We start from the raw sequence: 16,894 nt of genomic DNA on the forward strand, positions 1-16,894 counted from the left end.
CCGCGCTGGGTGCCGTCCGGGCCGATCACGGCGAGGTTGCCACTGTGGTCGACGGTGTAATTCGGCTTGCTGGTGTCGGCCGGAATGAACGGAATGCTCACCGCGTTGGCGACTTTCTGCAGCTCTTCGATCGACTTCGGCGTCAGGCCGATGAACTGTGGATCGAAGTAGCCCAGGTACTGTTTCAATTGCTGCGGGTTGTCGCGATTCGGGTCGACGCTGACCAGCACGATCTGCAGTTTATCCACAGCATCCTTGGGCAACTCGCTCTTGATCTGGCGCAGTTGGGCGAGGGTGGTCGGGCAGATGTCCGGGCAGAAGGTGTAGCCGAAAAACAGCAGGCTCCACTTGCCTTTCAACTCGTCGATGGCGACCGGTTGGCCGTCCTGATTGGTCATGGTCACGCCCGGCAGGGTGCGGCTCTGCGGCAGCAGGATGATACCGGCGTCGATCAGCGCGGTGGGGTCGCCCTGGCCCTTGCCACTCAGCACTTTGTTGACGGTCAGTCCCAGGATCAGCGCGATCACGGCGACGAGGATGAAGACGGTTTTCTGGGTTCGAGTCATAGGTTCAACAGTAAGTAGTGGTCTACGAGCAGGGCGATGAACAACAGGAACAAGTAATAAATAGAGTACTTGAAGGTGTTGATCGCCGCGTGCGGCCGAGTGCCACGGTACAGCACCACGGCCCATTGCAGAAACCTTGCGCCCAGCGCGAGGGCGCAGATCAGGTAGAGCACGCCGCTCATGTGGATCACGTACGGCAGCAGGCTCACCGCGAGCAGCGCGAAGGTGTACAACAGAATATGCACCTTGGTGTAGTGCTCGCCGTGGGTCACCGGCAGCATCGGGATGTCGGCCTTGGCGTATTCCTCCTTGCGATGAATCGCCAGCGCCCAGAAATGCGGCGGGGTCCAGGCGAAGATGATCAGCACCAGCAGCAACGGTTCGGCGCTGACATGGCCGGTGGCGGCGGTCCAGCCGAGCAGCGGTGGCGCCGCGCCGGCGAGGCCGCCAATGACGATGTTCTGAGGCGTCGCGCGTTTGAGGAAACCGGTGTAGATCACCGCGTAACCCAGCAGCGAAGCCAGTGTCAGCCAGGCGGTCAGCGGATTGGTGAAGGTCAGCAGCAAAGCCTGCCCGAGCAGCGCCAGCACCAGAGCAAAGGTCAGCGCCGCTGCCGGTGAAACCCGGCCCTCGGCCAATGGCCGTTTGTGGGTGCGCGCCATCACCGCATCGATGCGCCGGTCCACCACATGATTGACCGCCGCCGCCCCGCCGGCACACAACGCAATCCCCAGATTGCCGAACACCAGCACCGTCCACGGCACCCCGGCGCGGGTTGCGAGGAACATGCCGACCAGCGAGGTGATCAGCATCAGCACCACCACTTTCGGCTTGGTCAGCTCCAGATAGTCACGCCATAGCGCTTGTGCAGGGCGTTCGCCGATCAGAAGCGCCATGGCGTTTCTCCTTTTATCGTGATGGGCGCAGCCGAATGTTTACGCGGGCTCAGACGCCAGCGCGCCAACATCGGCTGTTTGACCCGAACCAGACTGGTGCGCGCGTGGTAATTGACCAGCACCATGGTCAGCAGCAGCGCGGCGCCTCCGGCGTTGTGCGCCACGGCCACCGGCAGCGGCAGATGGAACAACACGTTGCTGATGCCAAGAGAGATCTGTGCGCCGAGGGCGATGACGACTAGCCCGGCCAAACGTGTCATGCCGACAGCCCTGAGCTGCCAGGCCAGACCGAGCAACACCAGCGTCACCAGCAGCGCGCCAATGCGGTGGGTCAGATGAATCGCCGTGCGCGCGTCGCTGTCGAGCTGACCGCCGAGGTAATTGGGGCCGATGTGCTGGGTCAGGTGAAAGCCGTTGGCAAAGTCGGCGGGCGGCAGCCATTGGCCGTGGCAGGTCGGGAAGTCGATGCAGGCCACTGCCGCATAGTTGGAACTGACCCAGCCGCCCAGCGCGATCTGGCCGATCACCAGCAACAGCCCCGCCGTCGCCCAATACTGCAAACGCTTGGGGACGGTCAGTGCCGGCAGCACGCCGGACAGGCGCAGGGTCAGCAGGAACAGCAAACTCAAGGTCGCGAAACCGCCGAGCAGATGCCCGGTGACCACCTGCGGCCAGAGCTTGAGCGTCACCGTCCACATGCCGAACGCCGCCTGGGCGAACACCACCGCCAGCAGAAACAGCGGCAACTTCAGTGGTTGACCCGGATGATGCCGGTTAACCCAGGCGCGCCCGGCCAGAAGCGAAATCATCAGGCCGAGGGTGCCGGCGAAATAACGGTGGATCATCTCGTTCCAGCCCTTGTACGCCACCACCGGCGAGTCGGGGTAATGCAGTTCGGCATGGGCCAGTTGGACTTCGCTTTTCGGCACGCTGATAAACCCGTAGCACCCCGGCCAGTCCGGACAGCCCAAGCCTGCGTGGGTCAGGCGGGTGTAGGCGCCGAGCAACACGACGATCAGTGCCAGCAGGGTGGCAAACAGCGCGAGGCGAAATCCAGGTTTGGCCATGACAATGCCCTTATCCGATGTTCGACAGTTTCAGCAGATGACGCAGGTCGTTGAGCAGATCCTTGCCCTTCACGCTCGGGTCGTAACGCAGCACCAGGTTGCCGTGGGGGTCGATGATCCACAGTTGCGGTGTGGCCTTGTCGCCAGTGGCTTTGCTCAACGCTGCGCTGTCCAGCGGGTAGCGTTGCAGCTGCGGATATTCGCGGTTCAGCTTGGCTTCGTAGTCGGCGCTCAGCGGCTGTGCAGCGGCGAGGGCGTGGCTGGCGCGTCCGGCATCGCGGCCGAGACCGATCTGGATCTGCCGGGCGAGGTACACCAGTTGCTGGCAGTCCACCGCGCAATCCTTCGGCGCGGTCACCAGCATCTGCCAGCGCTGTTCATCGGCCTGCACGCCGAGGTCGGCGCGGGTCTGGCCGTTACCGATCAGTTCGCCGTGATAGCTGCGACCTTCCGGCACCCAGAACTGCAATTTGTACATGCCGGTGGCGAGGATCATCGGGCCGACCACGCCGAGCAGAATCAGCAACAGCTGGATCCGCCCGCGACGGCGGGTGGCCGGGGTTTTTGCCTCAGACATGCTGGGTGGATTCATGGCCGTTCCCATGGGTTTTCTCCTTTGCGTTGTGCAAGCCCAAATAGACGTAGAGACCGAGCAGGGCGGTGGCCATGGCGAACCACTGCACGGCGTAACCGAGGTGTTTTTCCGGACCCATGGCCACGACCGGCCAGTCGGCCTCGTAGCTGGCAGGGCCGGGTTCGGCGCGCAGTTCATAGGCGAAGCCGTCGCGCTCGAGGGTTTTCCACAGCCTGGCCGGCTCGACGGCGGTGATGGTTTGCGGCCAGGTGCTGCTGGCGGGGTCGGCGTGCAACTGGAAGGTTGCGCCGGGGGCGACGTAGACCCAGGCGTCCAGGTTCACCGTGTCGGCGGGGGTGGAAAATTTTGGTGTTACCCGGCGATCCGGCCATGGCAGCCAGCCGCGATTGACCAGCAGCCACTGGCCGGTGGCCCGATCCTGAAATGGCTGCAGCAGTTCGATGCCGACCTTGCCGTTGCGCTGACGGTTATCCAGCAGCAGGCTGTGGGCGCTATCGAACTGGCCGTACAGGTGCACGCGGCGAAAGGCCGGGTCGGCGCTGTGCAGCAATTCGCTGCTGGCCATCGGCTCGGCGGCGCGGCGTTCGGCGTAACTGGCGAGCAGGGCGGTTTTCTCCGCGCCCCGGCCCAATTGCCAGAAGCCCAGCGCCACCAGCAGCGGCAGCAACAGCGCCACTACCACGGTCGGTATCACGCCCGGCCGAAAGCGCTTCATGGCCGCGCCACAAAGGCAGTCGTCGCGCTCGCTATACTCAACTGCATCGCCTGTCCCCCGGAGTTCTTCCCATGCTCAAGGCAGCCATTGTCGTGCTGCTGATTGCCACGGTGATCAGCCTGTTCAGCGGCCTGTTTTTCCTGGTCAAGGACGACAGCAGCTCCAATCGCCTGGTGATCGCCTTGAGTGTTCGGGTGGCTCTGGCCGCTGCCACCGTCGGCTTGATTGCCTGGGGCTTCTACAGCGGCCAACTGGTGTCGCACGCGCCTTGGTGATCAGTGCTCAGAGCACATAAACGAAGATGAACAGGCCGATCCACACCACATCGACGAAGTGCCAGTACCAGCTCGCGGCCTCAAAGCCGAACTGATGCTCGGCATCGAAATGGCCCTTCATGATGCGCATCAGCATCACGAACAGAATGATCGTGCCGATGGTCACGTGGGCGCCGTGGAAACCGGTGAGCATGAAGAACGTCGCGCCGTAGATGCCCGAACCCAGGGTCAGCCCCAGTTCGTGGTAAGCGTGCATGTATTCCTCGGCCTGCAAGGCGAGGAAGCCGCAGCCCAATAGCACGGTGATCGCCAGCCAGATCTTCAGTGCGCCGCGATGGCCCTTCTTCAGGGCATGGTGGGCGATGGTGATGGTCACGCTGGAGCTGACCAGCAGGATCGTGTTGATCAGCGGCAGACCCCACGGGCTGATGACTTCCTTGGGCGGCGGGAACAGTTTCGGGTCCGGGGTGTGCAGCAGCGGCCAGGTGAACTGGAAGTTCGGCCAGAGCATGTGGGCGATGCCTTTCGGACCTTCACCCCCCAGAGCTGGCCCCGAGACGTGGCGCACATAAAACAGCGCGCCGAAGAAGGCGACGAAGAACATCACCTCGGAAAAGATGAACCAGCTCATGCCCCAGCGGAACGAGCGATCGAGCTGCGGGCTGTACAGCCCGGCGCGACTTTCCTTGATCACCGCACCGAACCAGCCGAACAGCATGTACGCCAGCAACAGCCCGCCGACGAAAAAGATGTACGGGCCGTGGGATTCCGGGCGCGCAGCCTTCAGATCGTTGAACCAGGTCGCCAGGCCGTACACGGTGATGACCATGCCGAACGTGGCGATGATCGGCCATTTGCTCTGGGCCGGGACGTAATAGTGCTCATGAGTTGCCATTTATTGTTCTCCTTATCGGGCACGCTTAACCGCCAGTGTTTGCAGCCACCGGAGGATGTCGGGCGGTGATATCGAACAGCGTGTAGGACAGCGTCAGGTGCTTCACGTCCTTGGGCATGTCGCGGTCAACGATGAAACGCACCGGCATCTCGATCTGCTGACCGGGCTGCAGCACCTGCTGGGTAAAGCAAAAGCATTCGGTCTTGTGGAAATACGCCGCCGCGTTGCTCGGCGCGATGCTCGGCACAGCTTGCGCACTCATCGGTTTGTCGGTGGGGTTGCGGGCGATGAAAATCATCTCGTTGACCGCGCCGGGGTTGGCAGTCAGCTCGTCGTGCTTGGGGTAAAACTCCCACGGCATGTCGATGTTGTTGGTCGAGAGAAACTGCACGCGCACTTGCCGCGAGCTGTCCACCACCTGCTCGCCCTCGTACTGCCCGGCGGTCTTGCCGTTGATGCCGAAGGCCTTGCACATCACGTCGTAGATCGGCACCAGGGCGAAGCCGAAGACAAACATGGCGACCACGACCCCGAGCAGGCGGGAGACCAGTTTTTTCAGCGAGATCGAGTCAGCCATTATTGTCAGCCTCCATCGAGATCCCCTGTGGGAGCGGGCTTGCTCGCGAATGCAATTCATCATTCAACCCATGAGTTGAATGATCTGACGCATTCGGGAGCAAGCCCCCTCCCACAAAGGCAAGGCGTTTCATTTCACTTCCGGCGGCGTAGTAAAGGTGTGATACGGCGCCGGTGACGGCACGCTCCACTCCAGGCCTTCGGCGCCGTCCCACGGTTTGGCCGGGGCTGGCGGGCCGCCACGAATGGTCTTGATCACGATGAACAGGAAGAAGATCTGCGTGGCACCGAACATGAACGCGCCGATCGACGAGACCATGTTGAAATCGGCGAATTGCAGGTTGTAGTCCGGGATCCGCCGCGGCATCCCCGCCAGCCCCACGAAGTGCATCGGGAAGAAGGTCATGTTCATGCCGACGAACGACAGCCAGAAGTGCAGCTTGCCGAGGGTTTCGTCGTACATGTGCCCGGTCCACTTCGGCAGCCAGTAATAGGCTGAGGCAAAGATCCCGAAGATCGCCCCCGGCACCAGCACGTAGTGGAAGTGCGCGACCACGAAGTAGGTGTCCTGGTACTGGAAGTCCGCCGGGGCGATGGCCAGCATCAGCCCGGAGAAACCGCCGATGGAAAACAGGATCACGAACGCCACCGCAAACAGCATCGGCGTCTCGAAGGTCAGCGAGCCTTGCCACATGGTGCTGGCCCAGTTGAACACTTTCACCCCGGTCGGCACGGCGATGAGCATGGTTGCGTACATGAAGAACAGCTCGCCCACCAGCGGGATGCCGACCACGAACATGTGGTGCGCCCAGACGATGAACGACAGGAACGCGATGCTCGCCGTGGCGTAGACCATCGAGGTGTAGCCGAACAGCGGCTTGCGCGAGAAGGTCGGGATGATCTGGCTGACGGCGCCGAAGGCCGGCAGGATCATGATGTACACCTCGGGATGCCCGAAGAACCAGAACACGTGCTGGAACAGCACCGGGTCACCGCCACCGGCGGCACTGAAGAAACTGGTGCCGAAGTGGATGTCCATCAGCATCATCGTCACGCACCCGGCCAGCACCGGCATCACCGCGATCAGCAGGAACGCGGTGATCAGCCAGGTCCAGACGAACAGCGGCATTTTCATCAGCGTCATGCCGGGGGCGCGCAGGTTGAGGATGGTGGCGATCACGTTGATCGCACCCATGATCGAACTGATCCCCATCAGGTGGATGGCGAAGATGAAGTAGGTGACGCTTTCCGGCGCGTAGGTGGTGGACAGCGGCGCATAGAACGTCCAGCCGAAGTTCGGCCCGCCACCGGCGGTGAACAGGGTCGAGACCAGCAGCAGGAACGCCGCCGGCAGCAGCCAGAAGCTGAAGTTGTTCATCCGTGGCAGGGCCATGTCCGGCGCGCCGATCATCAGCGGGATCATCCAGTTGGCGAGGCCGACGAACGCCGGCATCACCGCGCCGAAGACCATCACCAGACCGTGCATGGTGGTCATCTGGTTGAAAAACGCCGGCTCGACAATCTGCAGCCCGGGCTGGAACAGCTCGGCGCGGATCACCATGGCGAACGTGCCGCCGAGCAGGAACATGCAGAACGCAAACCACAGGTACAGCGTGCCGATGTCCTTGTGGTTGGTGGTCAGCACCCAGCGCATCAGGCCTTTGGCGGGGCCGTGGGCGTGGTCGGCATGACCGTGGTCATCGATTACAGCGCTCATGGCCGGTCTCCTTTACGTGAGTGGACGGGGCTGGCCGGGGCACGGTGCCCCGGCCGGTTCACGAAATACGCGATGGACCGGCTCATTTGCTTTCCGCCTGTTTGAGCTCCAGCACTTCTTTTGGCGTGACCATGTCGCCCTTGTTGTTGCCCCAGGCGTTACGTTCGTAGGTCACGACCGCTGCGATATCGACTTCCGACAACTGCTTGCCAAACGCTGCCATGGCGGTGCCGGGCTTGCCGAAGTAGACGCGGTGCAGGTGGTCGGCTTTCGGGCCGGTGGCAATCGGCGAGCCCTTGAGCGCCGGGAACATCGGCGGCAGGCCCTGGCCTTCAGCCTGGTGACAGGCCACGCAGGTGGTGTGATAGATCTTGTCGCCACGTTCCTTGAGTTCGTCCAGCGTCCATTCCTTGCTGGTCAGCTCCTTGAGCTGCGCGGCTTCGGCCTTGCGGTCGGCGAGCCACTTGTCGTAGTCGGCCTTCTCCTTGACGTCGACCACGATCGGCATGAAGCCGTGATCCTTGCCGCACAGTTCGGCGCACTGGCCACGGTACAGGCCGGGCTTGTCGATGCGCGTCCAGGCTTCGTTGACGAATCCCGGGATCGCATCGCGCTTGACCGCGAAGGCCGGCACCCACCACGAGTGAATGACGTCGGCGGAAGTCACGAGGAAGCGCACCTTGGCGCCGACCGGCAGCACCAGAGGTTTGTCCACTTCGAGCAGGTAGTGCTCGCCCTTGGCTTCCTTGTTGTGGATCTGTTCGGCGGGGGTGGCCAGGTTGCTGAAGAACTCGACGTCCTGACCGAGGTATTTGTAGTGCCACTTCCACTGATAACCGGTGATCTGGATATCGATATCCGGCTCACTGGTGTCGTACATGCGGATCAGGGTGGCGGTCGCCGGAACGGCCATCGCCACCAGAATCAGCAGCGGCACGACGGTCCAGAGAATTTCGACGGTGGTGCTTTCGTGGAATTTTGCGGCGACCTGCCCGGTCGAGCGGCGATGCACGATCATCGACCAGAACATGGCACCGAAGACGATGATCCCGATCACCACACAGATCCAGAAAATGGTCATGTGCAGGTCGAATACTGCGTGACTGATTTCAGTCGCTCCAGGCGCCATATTCACAGTCCAGGCCGCATGGGCCGGGCTGAAAATCGACCACAACAGGAGGCCCATCCAGACGTGTGGATGTCGCATCATTGCGGGTTCCCCTTATCGTTCTTGTTATCCCGTAGGCGCAACGCCTTCGGCAAGGGAGCGGCTGCATCAGACTACGAACTTGAATCGCCGGGCCTTGCTGCGTGGGCAGTCGGGCGTCATCAGCTAACTCCATTCAATGGCGAGTATAGACAGCCATCGGGAATTGCAATGTCGGCGCGTAAATCATCTGAAACAGCCGGGGCTTGCGCTCAAGGGTGCGAATGGAGAAGGATGCAGACGAGTGGTGGCAAACCGATATAACGCAGGTGTATCAAGGATGAAATAATTATGACAAATGCGTCTTAGCATTTTTCGTAAGCCAGCTAAGTTATGTCTTCCCTATTTCATTGCCTTGTTTCCTGGAGTTTTCATGAACACCGCCGCATTGCGCGAGCAGATCCAAAAAGCCCGACAAACCGAAAACGAAACCGGACGCCTCAAGCGTCAGTTGGAAGCCAAACTGCCTCATCTGCATTCGGCCATCCAGTTGCCGGACGCCAACCGCGAAGAAGCGCTGACCAGTTTCGTCACCGCTTATATCGATGAAGTACCAGACATGCTGGACGCAGCCAATGAAGTTGCCAGGGAAGCGGGAATCGAGTCGCAGATCAAACCGGTGCTGAAAATCGCCGAGCAGTACTTTCTCCAGCCGCCGGTCGGTCTGGACAGCCTGCTGGACGAAGCCTATCTGGCGCACCGCTTTGTCGAAGAGGTCAACGACCTGTACATCAAGCACCTCGGCCAGCCACTGATCCCCTTGGACATGACGGTCGCCAACCTGATTGCTCACCAATTGCTCGGTGAGGAATTCGCCAATCAACTGGACGAAGTCGTGCATCACACTATCGACGAGATGCTCGACGACGAGAGCTTTGCGCTGGAATCGGTAGAAGCCTACCGCGACAAGCTCAGCAGCCCGGACACCGGTGCCGCGTGGAAGCGCTGGCCGTGCATGGGCCGCCGCCTGGGTGTGGGCCTGGAGCTGGATCAGCCCGCCGCCTGAGTTATACACAATGTAGGAGCTGCCGCAGGCTGCGATCTTTTGATGTTGTTTTTAACAATCAAGAGCAAAAGATCGCAGCCTGCGGCAGCTCCTACAGGGGTTGAGTTCCAACCCGGGGATTTAAGCGGCTGAGCCGATCCCGGTATTGGTCCGAACCCGCCCCTCAAGCCGTCGCTTCAACCCGCGCGACTCGATCAACAGCTTCGACCCCTTCGCGGCATTCGCCCGGCCCCATTCCTCCAGCAACTCCAGACACGAATGATCGATGTAGCTCAGGTTATTGAGCGGCACATGCACCGTCGTACCCGCTGGAATGCTGCCCAGCACCTGGGTCAGTGCCGGCACCTTGAGGAAGGTTGCCGCGCCCACCAGACGCAACTCCATCTCGCCGTCCTGCGGCAGGTCGATCAGGCTGATCTTCAGGCGCGAAGCCTTGAACGCCAGTTTCAACATCGTCAGACCGAAACCGATCAGCACACCGGTCAACAGGTCAGTGAAGATGATTGCCAGCGCCGTGGCGGCGTAGGTGAACATCGGCATCCGCCCGTAACGGCCCAGACCGCGAAAGGCTTTCAAGTCCACCAGTTTGAAGCCGGTGTACACCAGCACCCCCGCCAGACTTGCCACCGGAATGCTTTGAAGCACGCTCGACAGCAGCAACACGAACGCCAGCAGCCACAGACCATGGAAAATCGTCGAGTAACGGGTGGTCGCACCGGCCTGGACGTTGGCCGAACTGCGCACGATCACCCCGGTCATCGGCAGCGCGCCGACCAGACCGCAGAGCATGTTGCCGACGCCTTGTGCCGACAGCTCACGGTCGAAGTCCGAGCGCACGCCGCTGTGCATGCGATCCACCGCTGCGGCGGACAACAGCGTTTCGGCGCTGGCGATGAACGCCACGGCAAACGCAGCGATCAGCAGTGTCGGGTCGGCGAGGCTGAGCAGGTCGGCGGGTTTCAGCCAGTCGATGGCTTCGGCCAGATTCTCCGGCACCTCGACCCGTTTGACCTGCAACGCCAGCAGCAGGCTGGCGCCAGTGGCCAGGCCGACACCGAGCAGCGCACCGGGAATGAAGCGCAGCGAGTGCGGGCGAAATTTCTCCCACAGCCACATCACCGCAATGGTCGCCAGCCCGAGCAACCCGGCCTGCCAGCCGAATGACGGCAAGGCTTGCGCCACCGCGCCGGGGAAGGCTGTGAGGTTATCCAGCCCCGAGGGTTGCGGCTTGGCATCAAGCATCACGTGCACTTGCGAGAGCACGATCAACACACCGATCCCGGCGAGCATGCCGTACACCACCGCAGGCGCCGTCACCCGAAACCAGCATCCGAGCTTCAGGCGTCCGGCCACCAGTTGCAGGAAACCCGCCAGCAGCAGAATCGGCCCGAGCATCTCGATCCCGTGCTGGCGCACCAGTTCGAACACCAACACCGCCAGCCCCGCCGCCGGCCCGCTGACCTGCAACGGCGAGCCCGCCAGCCAACCGACCACCAGACCACCGATGATCCCGGTGATCAGGCCTTTGGCTGGCGGCAACCCTGAAGCAATCGCAATACCCATGCACAACGGCAGGGCGACCAGGAACACAACCACCGAAGCCAGCAGCTCCCGTGGCAGAACCGCTTTCAATTGAGCAGCACGCATGGTGACTCTCCCGAAGTTTTCTTCAGGCATGGCTTCGCCGAACCGCTGAAACAGCGGCCGGCGTCATACCACACAGATTTTTAGGAAGATTTAGAAGCGCGCTTTGGGCGTCGCCACCGGAATCGGATGGCTGCCGTCGAGCGGCAGGAAGCGTCCCTGATCCGCGTCGTAAGCTTTGATTTCGCTGGTTTCGATGTTGTAGACCCAGCCATGGATGAACAGATGACCGTTCGCCATGCGCGAGGCTACCGAAGGATGGGTACGCAAGTGCTGCAATTGGGCGATGACGTTTTCCTCGGTGAGGATCGGCATGCTTTCTTTTTCGTCGGTGCAGTTGCAGTTGTCATGCACCATGGTCTTCGCCACTTCCGCATGACGCAGCCAGGCTTTGACCGTCGGCATTTTTTCCAGGCTGTCCGGATTGAGCACTGCGCGCATGGCGCCGCAATCGGAGTGGCCGCAGATGATGATGTGTTGCACGCCCAGTGCCAGCACCGCGTATTCGATGGCGGTGGAAACGCCGCCGTTCATCTGGCCGTAAGGCGGCACGACGTTGCCGACGTTACGGGTCACGAACAGATCGCCCGGCGAACTCTGGGTGATCAGCTCAGGGACGATGCGCGAGTCGGCACAGGTGATGAACATCGCCCGTGGCGATTGCGCCGTGGCGAGTTTCTTGAAGAGTTCTTCCTGCTGCGGGAAGACCTCATGATGAAAATGCAAAAAGCCGTCAACGATCGTGCGCAGCGCTGCATCGGCGGATTCCGCCCCAGGGACGGCTTGCGCCGACGCAGCCAACGGCTGTTTATCCTTGTCACTCATGATTCATCCTCTTTGGCGGATTCGGGGAGTCATTCCCGTGTATTCCGGTGTGAAGCCAGTGGCTGTTTAAAACATCCGGGTCATCCAGACCCGTCAGTCACTCGATGAACAAGGTAGCCGCCGAAACTTAACTCAAACTGAATCAAACGCTCTAGAACGTGTGTTCCAGGTCACAAAAAACGTGACTGACGTATTTCGGCGGAAGGATTCCAACCCATCAACCATAGGCTAATTGTCGCTAAATCAACGACATCTGGCGACCCGGCGGACAGAAGGCAGTGCAGTCCAGGTTATAGCCCTCGCGGTGGTTGAGGCCGAGCCGCTTGATCGCTTTGGCAAAGCGTTGCGCCAGCAGGTCGGCGAATGGCCCTTCGCCGCGCATCCGCGCACCGAAACGGCTGTCGTAGAGCTCGCCGCCACGGCTCTGGCGGATCAGGCTCAGGACATGGGCCGCGCGCTGCGGATAGTGCGCCTGCAGCCACTCTTCGAACAGCGGCGCCACCTCCAGTGGCAGGCGCAGCATCATGTACGCGGCACTCTGTGCTCCAGCCGCGTGGGCCTCGTTCAGCAGGCTTTCGATTTCGCTGTCGTTGATCATCGGAATCATCGGCGAACACAGCACCCCCACGGGAATGCCTGCTTCGCGCATCACCCTGATCGCCCGCAATCTGGCTTTGGGCGCCGCTGCACGGGGTTCGAGGATGCGTTTGAGTTCATCGTCCAGCGTGGTCAGGCTGATCATCACCGCCACCAGCCGTTGTTGCGCCAGTTCGGTGAGCAGGTCGAGATCGCGCAGAATCAGCGAGCCTTTCGTGACGATGGTCACCGGATGCCGATAGCGCAGCAGTACTTCAAGGGTCTGGCGGGTGATCCGGTGTTCACGCTCGATGGGCTGGTACGGGTCAGTGTTGGAGCCAAGATTGATGGGCGCGCACTGATAGCCTTTTTTCCCAAGCTGTTCTTCCAGGACCTGAGCGGCGTTAGTCTTGGCAATGAGCCGGGTTTCGAAATCCAGCCCCGGCGACATGTCCCAATAGGCGTGGCTGGGCCGCGCGTAGCAATAGATGCAGCCATGCTCGCAGCCGCGATAGGGATTGATCGAACGATCGAAGGGCAGGTCCGGCGAGGTGTTGCGGGTGATGATGGTTTTCGCGGTCTCGATCATCACCTCGGTGTTCTGTGTCTCGGGCACTTCCTGATACCAGCCGTCATCCTCGGCCACCGTACGGTTCGGCGCGAAACGGTTGTGCGGGTTGGTCACGGTGCCGCGACCGCGTGGTGGCAATGGAGTAGACATGAAAACGCCCCGATACTGTGTGCATGTACAGTATCGCGAGTTGAGTTTGCGTACCAGCGCCGCTCGGCGCCTGATCCGCTCTCAGCTGCAACGTTGTCAGGATCCCCAGTTAAGAAAACTGTGAGACTACGCTTCAACACCAATGAACAGCTTTAGATCATTTGGTAGTTCCTGATTGATCAATAGAGCAATTTTCTGAGCTTGTTCAGTTGTCAGTAACCATTCTCCCCTAGCCATTTCGTTCAGACTCTTATGATCAAGTATTTTCAATATTCGATCATTGAAGGTGGTGTCCAGATCGAGTTCAAATTTCAGTGAGTCATCTTCGGCACTGTCAATTAAAAAGCCACTGATACAAAGGTACATAAAAACTCCTATTTCTCGACTTTTCTACCGGGTTTGGCTGGCTTGGTTTGTTCGCCTGTGACGGGGTCAAACTCTCCTAAATGTTTACCTTGCTTGTCGTACATTTCGACAGCCCCGTGCTGGCTATCCCATTCAAAGATGCGACCCTTGCCATCCTTCCATCGTCTGCGGGCGCCTCCACCACCTTGAACCCTTGTCTTAAAGTCGACCTTAATCGCATCTGGAAAAGCCTTTAATCCTTTCGGCGCCGGATGATATCGATGGTTTCCAGTGACACTCAGCGAAATATAGATGGGCTGAATGCCGGTATTGGGGAACGTGATGATTGCGTCTTGGTAGACGGGCGGATGTTGCGGGTTGACCAGCATCCTGTCGGCCTGCTCGGTCGGCGGATACACCCAAGCAGGGGATAGTGGGGGAGCGCTTTCCAATGCAGGAATACCCAGTACACCGTCAGGGCTTGTTGCTGGCGACCAAGTAAGGCCAATGCCGTTGCCGATGTCAGCGACGTACGTTTCGCCTTCTTTTCTAGCTTTTATGACGGGAACATTCTCCCAGTCCGGTTTGCCGCCCGTGTAGAACCCGTAAATACTTACTGAGCCATCCGTTAAAGTTTTCGTATTAACCCGAACGCGCGTACGACCAACATCCAGCATTGCATACTGATCGTTTGTGTAAAACGCGCTGTCCGGTGAAATGTTGGTGTTCGGGATCAGTAACGCAACCGTGCCCACGACTGTGCTCGCGGCTAAAACGGTTGAACCCTTAAGCAACGTCAGTGCAAGTGAACCACCAAGTCGTTCGGCAATTGCACTGCTAGCCGCAGATCCTCCCATCAGTTGCAGTGGAGTGCCGTGGGTGGTGATTGCTTTGGCGGTACCCAGCACAGCCCAGATGCCGTAGTCGGCCAGCTTCTCGACAGGCACAAATCCAGCAGGATTGCGGTGATTGATTATGCCGTCGGGGAGATTACAGCTTTTGGCGAATACGCAACCGTATAGCGGAGCGTTTGCCGACGGTTTTTTTAGTACTTCGTTTCTTCTGGCTTCATCGCGGGCCAACCCTTGTTCATAGCGAAGGATTTCTGCTTGTTGGCGACGGATGTCGTCCGCTGTGAGTTTGCGAGGTCTGCAAATGGGACAGCTGCACATAGCAAAACGGCCATACCTGGATAGAGGGTGGCCACACTAATGCAGGGTTTAAAGTTGAGTTGTAGGAAGGATCCTAAAAGAAGCGCTGAATATTCTCTGTATTCCACGCCGTTCGCTGGACACTAGGGAGCGGTGGTGAGAGTGACAAGTCTGCCACCGTCTTTAAATGAACCCCCTGCATGAACGCATCATGCAGGGATCATTTTTAGTTGTGTTGCGTGACCTGACCGAGGTCGTCGCCGGAGGTGTGTTTCATGTCTTCCGTGCGCAACTCGGCGACGTCGGCGGCCTTGACCGGCGCGCCTTTGTTACCCCAGCTGCCACGGATGAAACTCACCACATCCGCCACTTCCTGATCCGACAAGCGCCAGGCGAAGCCCGGCATGGTGAAGGTCGATGGCGCGGTGTGCGTGGCTGGCAGGGTGCCGCCCTTGAGCACGATGTGGATCAGCGAGGTCGGGTCTTCCGATTGCAGCACCGGATTGCCCGCCAGCGCCGGGAACACCCGGGTATAGCCGTGACCGTCGGTACGGTGGCAGGCTGCGCAGTTGTCGATGTACACCGCCGCGCCGCGTTGACTGTCGTCGCCGTTCCACAGGGCTTTGGCGGCTTTCTCGTCGTACTGGTGGGGCTGATCGTTTGGATCAACTGCCGGCAGCGATTTGAGGTAGCGGGCAATCGCGGTGAGGTCGGCGTCGGTCATGTACTGCATGCTGTGGGTGACCACGTCGCTCATGCCACCGAACACCGCACTGCGGTCGCTACGCCCGGTCTTGAGGAACTGCACCAGTTGCGCTTCGCTCCAGCTGCCCAGACCGTCCTTGTGGTCACCGCGCAGGCTCTTGGCGATCCAGCCTTCCAGTGGCGCACTGCCGGCAAGAAAATTCTTGCCGTCCGCCGCGCTCAGGGATTTTTCCTGCATGGTCAGGGCCCGTGGCGTATGACAGGCGCCGCAGTGGCCGAGGCCTTCGACCAGATAGGCGCCGCGATCGATCACCGGATCATCCGAGGTGGCCTTGTAATCCTCGACCTTCGGCGCGAACAGCCAGCGCCAGCCCATCAATGGCCAGCGCATGCTCAGTGGCCATGGAATGTCGCTGGCCTTGTTCTCCTGCGCTACCGGCTCGACGCCGTGCATGAAGTAGGCGTACAGCGCTTTCATGTCGCTTTCGCTGACACGGGCGTAGGACGGATATGGCATTGCCGGGTACAACGTACTACCGTTTTTGGCGACACCGTGACGTACGGCCTGGTCGAAATCCTCGAAGCTGTAATCACCGACGCCGGTTTTGTCCGGGGTGATGTTGGTCGAGTAGATCGTGCCGATCGGCGTTTCCATCGGCAGGCCACCGGCGAACGGTTTGCCGCCCTTGGCGGTGTGGCAGGCCACGCAGTCGCCGGCGCGGGCGAGGTATTCGCCTTGTTTGATCAACGTCTGATCAACGTCGGCGGCGTGTACGGCAGCACTGCCGAGCAGTGCCAAAGTGGCGATAACAAGATTTTTCATGGTCATCGCTCCTTATGCCTGAACCAGCGGGCCGGGGTTTTTCAGGTATTGCTCACGGATCGCCTTGGCCGACCAGTAGGTCAATGCCGCCACCAGTCCGGTCGGGTTGTAACCCAGACCCTGCGGGAATGCCGACGCGCCCGGTACAAACACGTTGTGCACGTCCCAGCTCTGCAGATAGCGGTTAAGCGCGCTCTTCTTCGGATCGGTGCCCATGATCGCGCCACCGTTGAGGTGAGTGGTCTGGTAGGCCGCCGTGTTGAAGTGATCACCAACCTGCTTGCCGATCACCGCAATGGCTTTCGGGCCCATGGCCTGGGCGACCTTGCCCATTTTCTCGACCATGAAGCGGTTCATCTTGATGTCGTTTTCCTGCCAGTCGAAGGTCATGCGCAGCAGCGGCAAGCCGTAGGCATCGCGGTACACCGGATCCAGATCGAGGTAGTTGCCTCTGTAGGACTGATGCGCGCCGTGGGCGTCCATTGACACCTGGTGGGTGTAGTAATCGGCGGTTGCGCGCTTCCACTGGCTGCCCCAGGCCGGCGTGCCGGGCGGGTTCGAGGTGCCGGCAATCGGACGGCTGCCGGCC

17 protein-coding genes and 1 pseudogene are annotated in these 16,894 nt (G+C 60.5%); 2 read left to right on the plus strand and 16 right to left on the minus strand.

The annotated features are described in order from the left end of the window. The 5 genes and pseudogenes from DBR18_RS16630 to DBR18_RS16650 form a co-directional block, all read right to left on the minus strand. Positions 1 to 566 (minus strand): annotated as a pseudogene (locus DBR18_RS16630) (SCO family protein); the annotation flags it as partial. Beyond that, the gene (gene cyoE, locus DBR18_RS16635) at positions 563 to 1,462 is read right to left on the minus strand and encodes a heme o synthase (RefSeq protein ID WP_007962774.1); all 900 of its coding nucleotides are present in this window, start codon (positions 1,460 to 1,462) and stop codon (positions 563 to 565) included. The pseudogene DBR18_RS16630 and the gene cyoE, both read right to left, overlap by 4 nt. After that, positions 1,450 to 2,529, minus strand: coding sequence for a heme A synthase (locus DBR18_RS16640; protein ID WP_108591136.1), 1,080 nt, complete (start codon positions 2,527 to 2,529; stop codon positions 1,450 to 1,452). The genes cyoE and DBR18_RS16640 overlap by 13 nt, the downstream gene beginning before the upstream one ends. A gap of 10 nt (positions 2,530 to 2,539) precedes the next feature. Then, a complete protein-coding gene (locus tag DBR18_RS16645; RefSeq protein WP_108591137.1) occupies positions 2,540 to 3,133 on the minus strand; it encodes a hypothetical protein in 594 nt (197 codons plus the stop codon). Further along, entirely contained in the window at positions 3,099 to 3,839 is a 741-nt protein-coding gene (locus DBR18_RS16650; protein WP_108591138.1) for an SURF1 family protein, read from the minus strand. The genes DBR18_RS16645 and DBR18_RS16650 overlap by 35 nt, the downstream gene beginning before the upstream one ends. Before the next feature lie 71 nt (positions 3,840 to 3,910). On the opposite strand from DBR18_RS16650, the gene DBR18_RS16655 reads away from it, so the two are divergent. Further along, entirely contained in the window at positions 3,911 to 4,114 is a 204-nt protein-coding gene (locus DBR18_RS16655; protein ID WP_041073718.1) for a twin transmembrane helix small protein, read from the plus strand. Positions 4,115 to 4,121: 7 nt separating this feature from the next. On the opposite strand, the gene DBR18_RS16660 is transcribed toward DBR18_RS16655, so the two are convergent. The 4 genes from DBR18_RS16660 to coxB all read right to left on the minus strand — a co-directional run bounded on the left by DBR18_RS16660 (position 4,122) and on the right by coxB (position 8,512). After that, positions 4,122 to 5,009: a cytochrome c oxidase subunit 3 gene (locus DBR18_RS16660; protein ID WP_007962783.1), complete on the minus strand. Its 888-nt coding sequence runs from the start codon at positions 5,007 to 5,009 to the stop codon at positions 4,122 to 4,124. 25 nt (positions 5,010 to 5,034) lie between these two features. Beyond that, entirely contained in the window at positions 5,035 to 5,586 is a 552-nt protein-coding gene (locus DBR18_RS16665) for a cytochrome c oxidase assembly protein (protein WP_108591139.1), read from the minus strand. 129 nt (positions 5,587 to 5,715) lie between these two features. Beyond that, positions 5,716 to 7,302, minus strand: coding sequence for a cytochrome c oxidase subunit I (gene ctaD, locus DBR18_RS16670; protein ID WP_108591140.1), 1,587 nt, complete (start codon positions 7,300 to 7,302; stop codon positions 5,716 to 5,718). Positions 7,303 to 7,384: 82 nt separating this feature from the next. Further along, positions 7,385 to 8,512 (minus strand): cytochrome c oxidase subunit II, encoded by a 1,128-nt coding sequence (gene coxB / locus DBR18_RS16675; protein WP_007962788.1) that lies wholly within the window; start codon positions 8,510 to 8,512, stop codon positions 7,385 to 7,387. Between the two features lie 370 nt (positions 8,513 to 8,882). Between coxB and DBR18_RS16680 the strand changes: the two genes are divergently transcribed. Next, positions 8,883 to 9,515: a hypothetical protein gene (locus DBR18_RS16680; RefSeq protein ID WP_007962790.1), complete on the plus strand. Its 633-nt coding sequence runs from the start codon at positions 8,883 to 8,885 to the stop codon at positions 9,513 to 9,515. 120 nt (positions 9,516 to 9,635) lie between these two features. Here the strand turns inward: DBR18_RS16680 and DBR18_RS16685 are convergent, their stop codons facing one another. The 7 genes from DBR18_RS16685 to DBR18_RS29330 form a co-directional block, all read right to left on the minus strand. Beyond that, complete coding sequence (locus DBR18_RS16685) at positions 9,636 to 11,162, minus strand: SulP family inorganic anion transporter (protein ID WP_108591141.1); 1,527 nt, start codon at positions 11,160 to 11,162, stop codon at positions 9,636 to 9,638. A 90-nt stretch (positions 11,163 to 11,252) separates the two neighbouring features. Continuing rightward, complete coding sequence (locus DBR18_RS16690) at positions 11,253 to 11,984, minus strand: carbonic anhydrase (protein ID WP_041074767.1); 732 nt, start codon at positions 11,982 to 11,984, stop codon at positions 11,253 to 11,255. A 238-nt stretch (positions 11,985 to 12,222) separates the two neighbouring features. Continuing rightward, complete coding sequence (locus DBR18_RS16695; RefSeq protein ID WP_108591142.1) at positions 12,223 to 13,281, minus strand: PA0069 family radical SAM protein; 1,059 nt, start codon at positions 13,279 to 13,281, stop codon at positions 12,223 to 12,225. A 126-nt stretch (positions 13,282 to 13,407) separates the two neighbouring features. Next, positions 13,408 to 13,647 carry a pyocin S6 family toxin immunity protein gene (locus DBR18_RS16700; RefSeq protein ID WP_108591143.1) on the minus strand — a complete coding sequence of 80 codons (240 nt, stop codon included), beginning with the start codon at positions 13,645 to 13,647 and terminating at the stop codon, positions 13,408 to 13,410. Between the two features lie 8 nt (positions 13,648 to 13,655). After that, entirely contained in the window at positions 13,656 to 14,708 is a 1,053-nt protein-coding gene (locus tag DBR18_RS16705) for a colicin E3/pyocin S6 family cytotoxin (protein WP_256588752.1), read from the minus strand. 295 nt (positions 14,709 to 15,003) lie between these two features. After that, entirely contained in the window at positions 15,004 to 16,305 is a 1,302-nt protein-coding gene (locus DBR18_RS16710) for a cytochrome c (protein ID WP_108591145.1), read from the minus strand. A gap of 12 nt (positions 16,306 to 16,317) precedes the next feature. Continuing rightward, on the minus strand, positions 16,318 to 16,894 hold a 577-nt coding region (locus tag DBR18_RS29330; protein WP_256588753.1), incomplete at its 5' end, for a GMC oxidoreductase.

Origin of the sequence: Pseudomonas sp. HMWF021 (assembly GCF_003061005.1) — a bacterium.
GTDB lineage: Bacteria > Pseudomonadota > Gammaproteobacteria > Pseudomonadales > Pseudomonadaceae > Aquipseudomonas.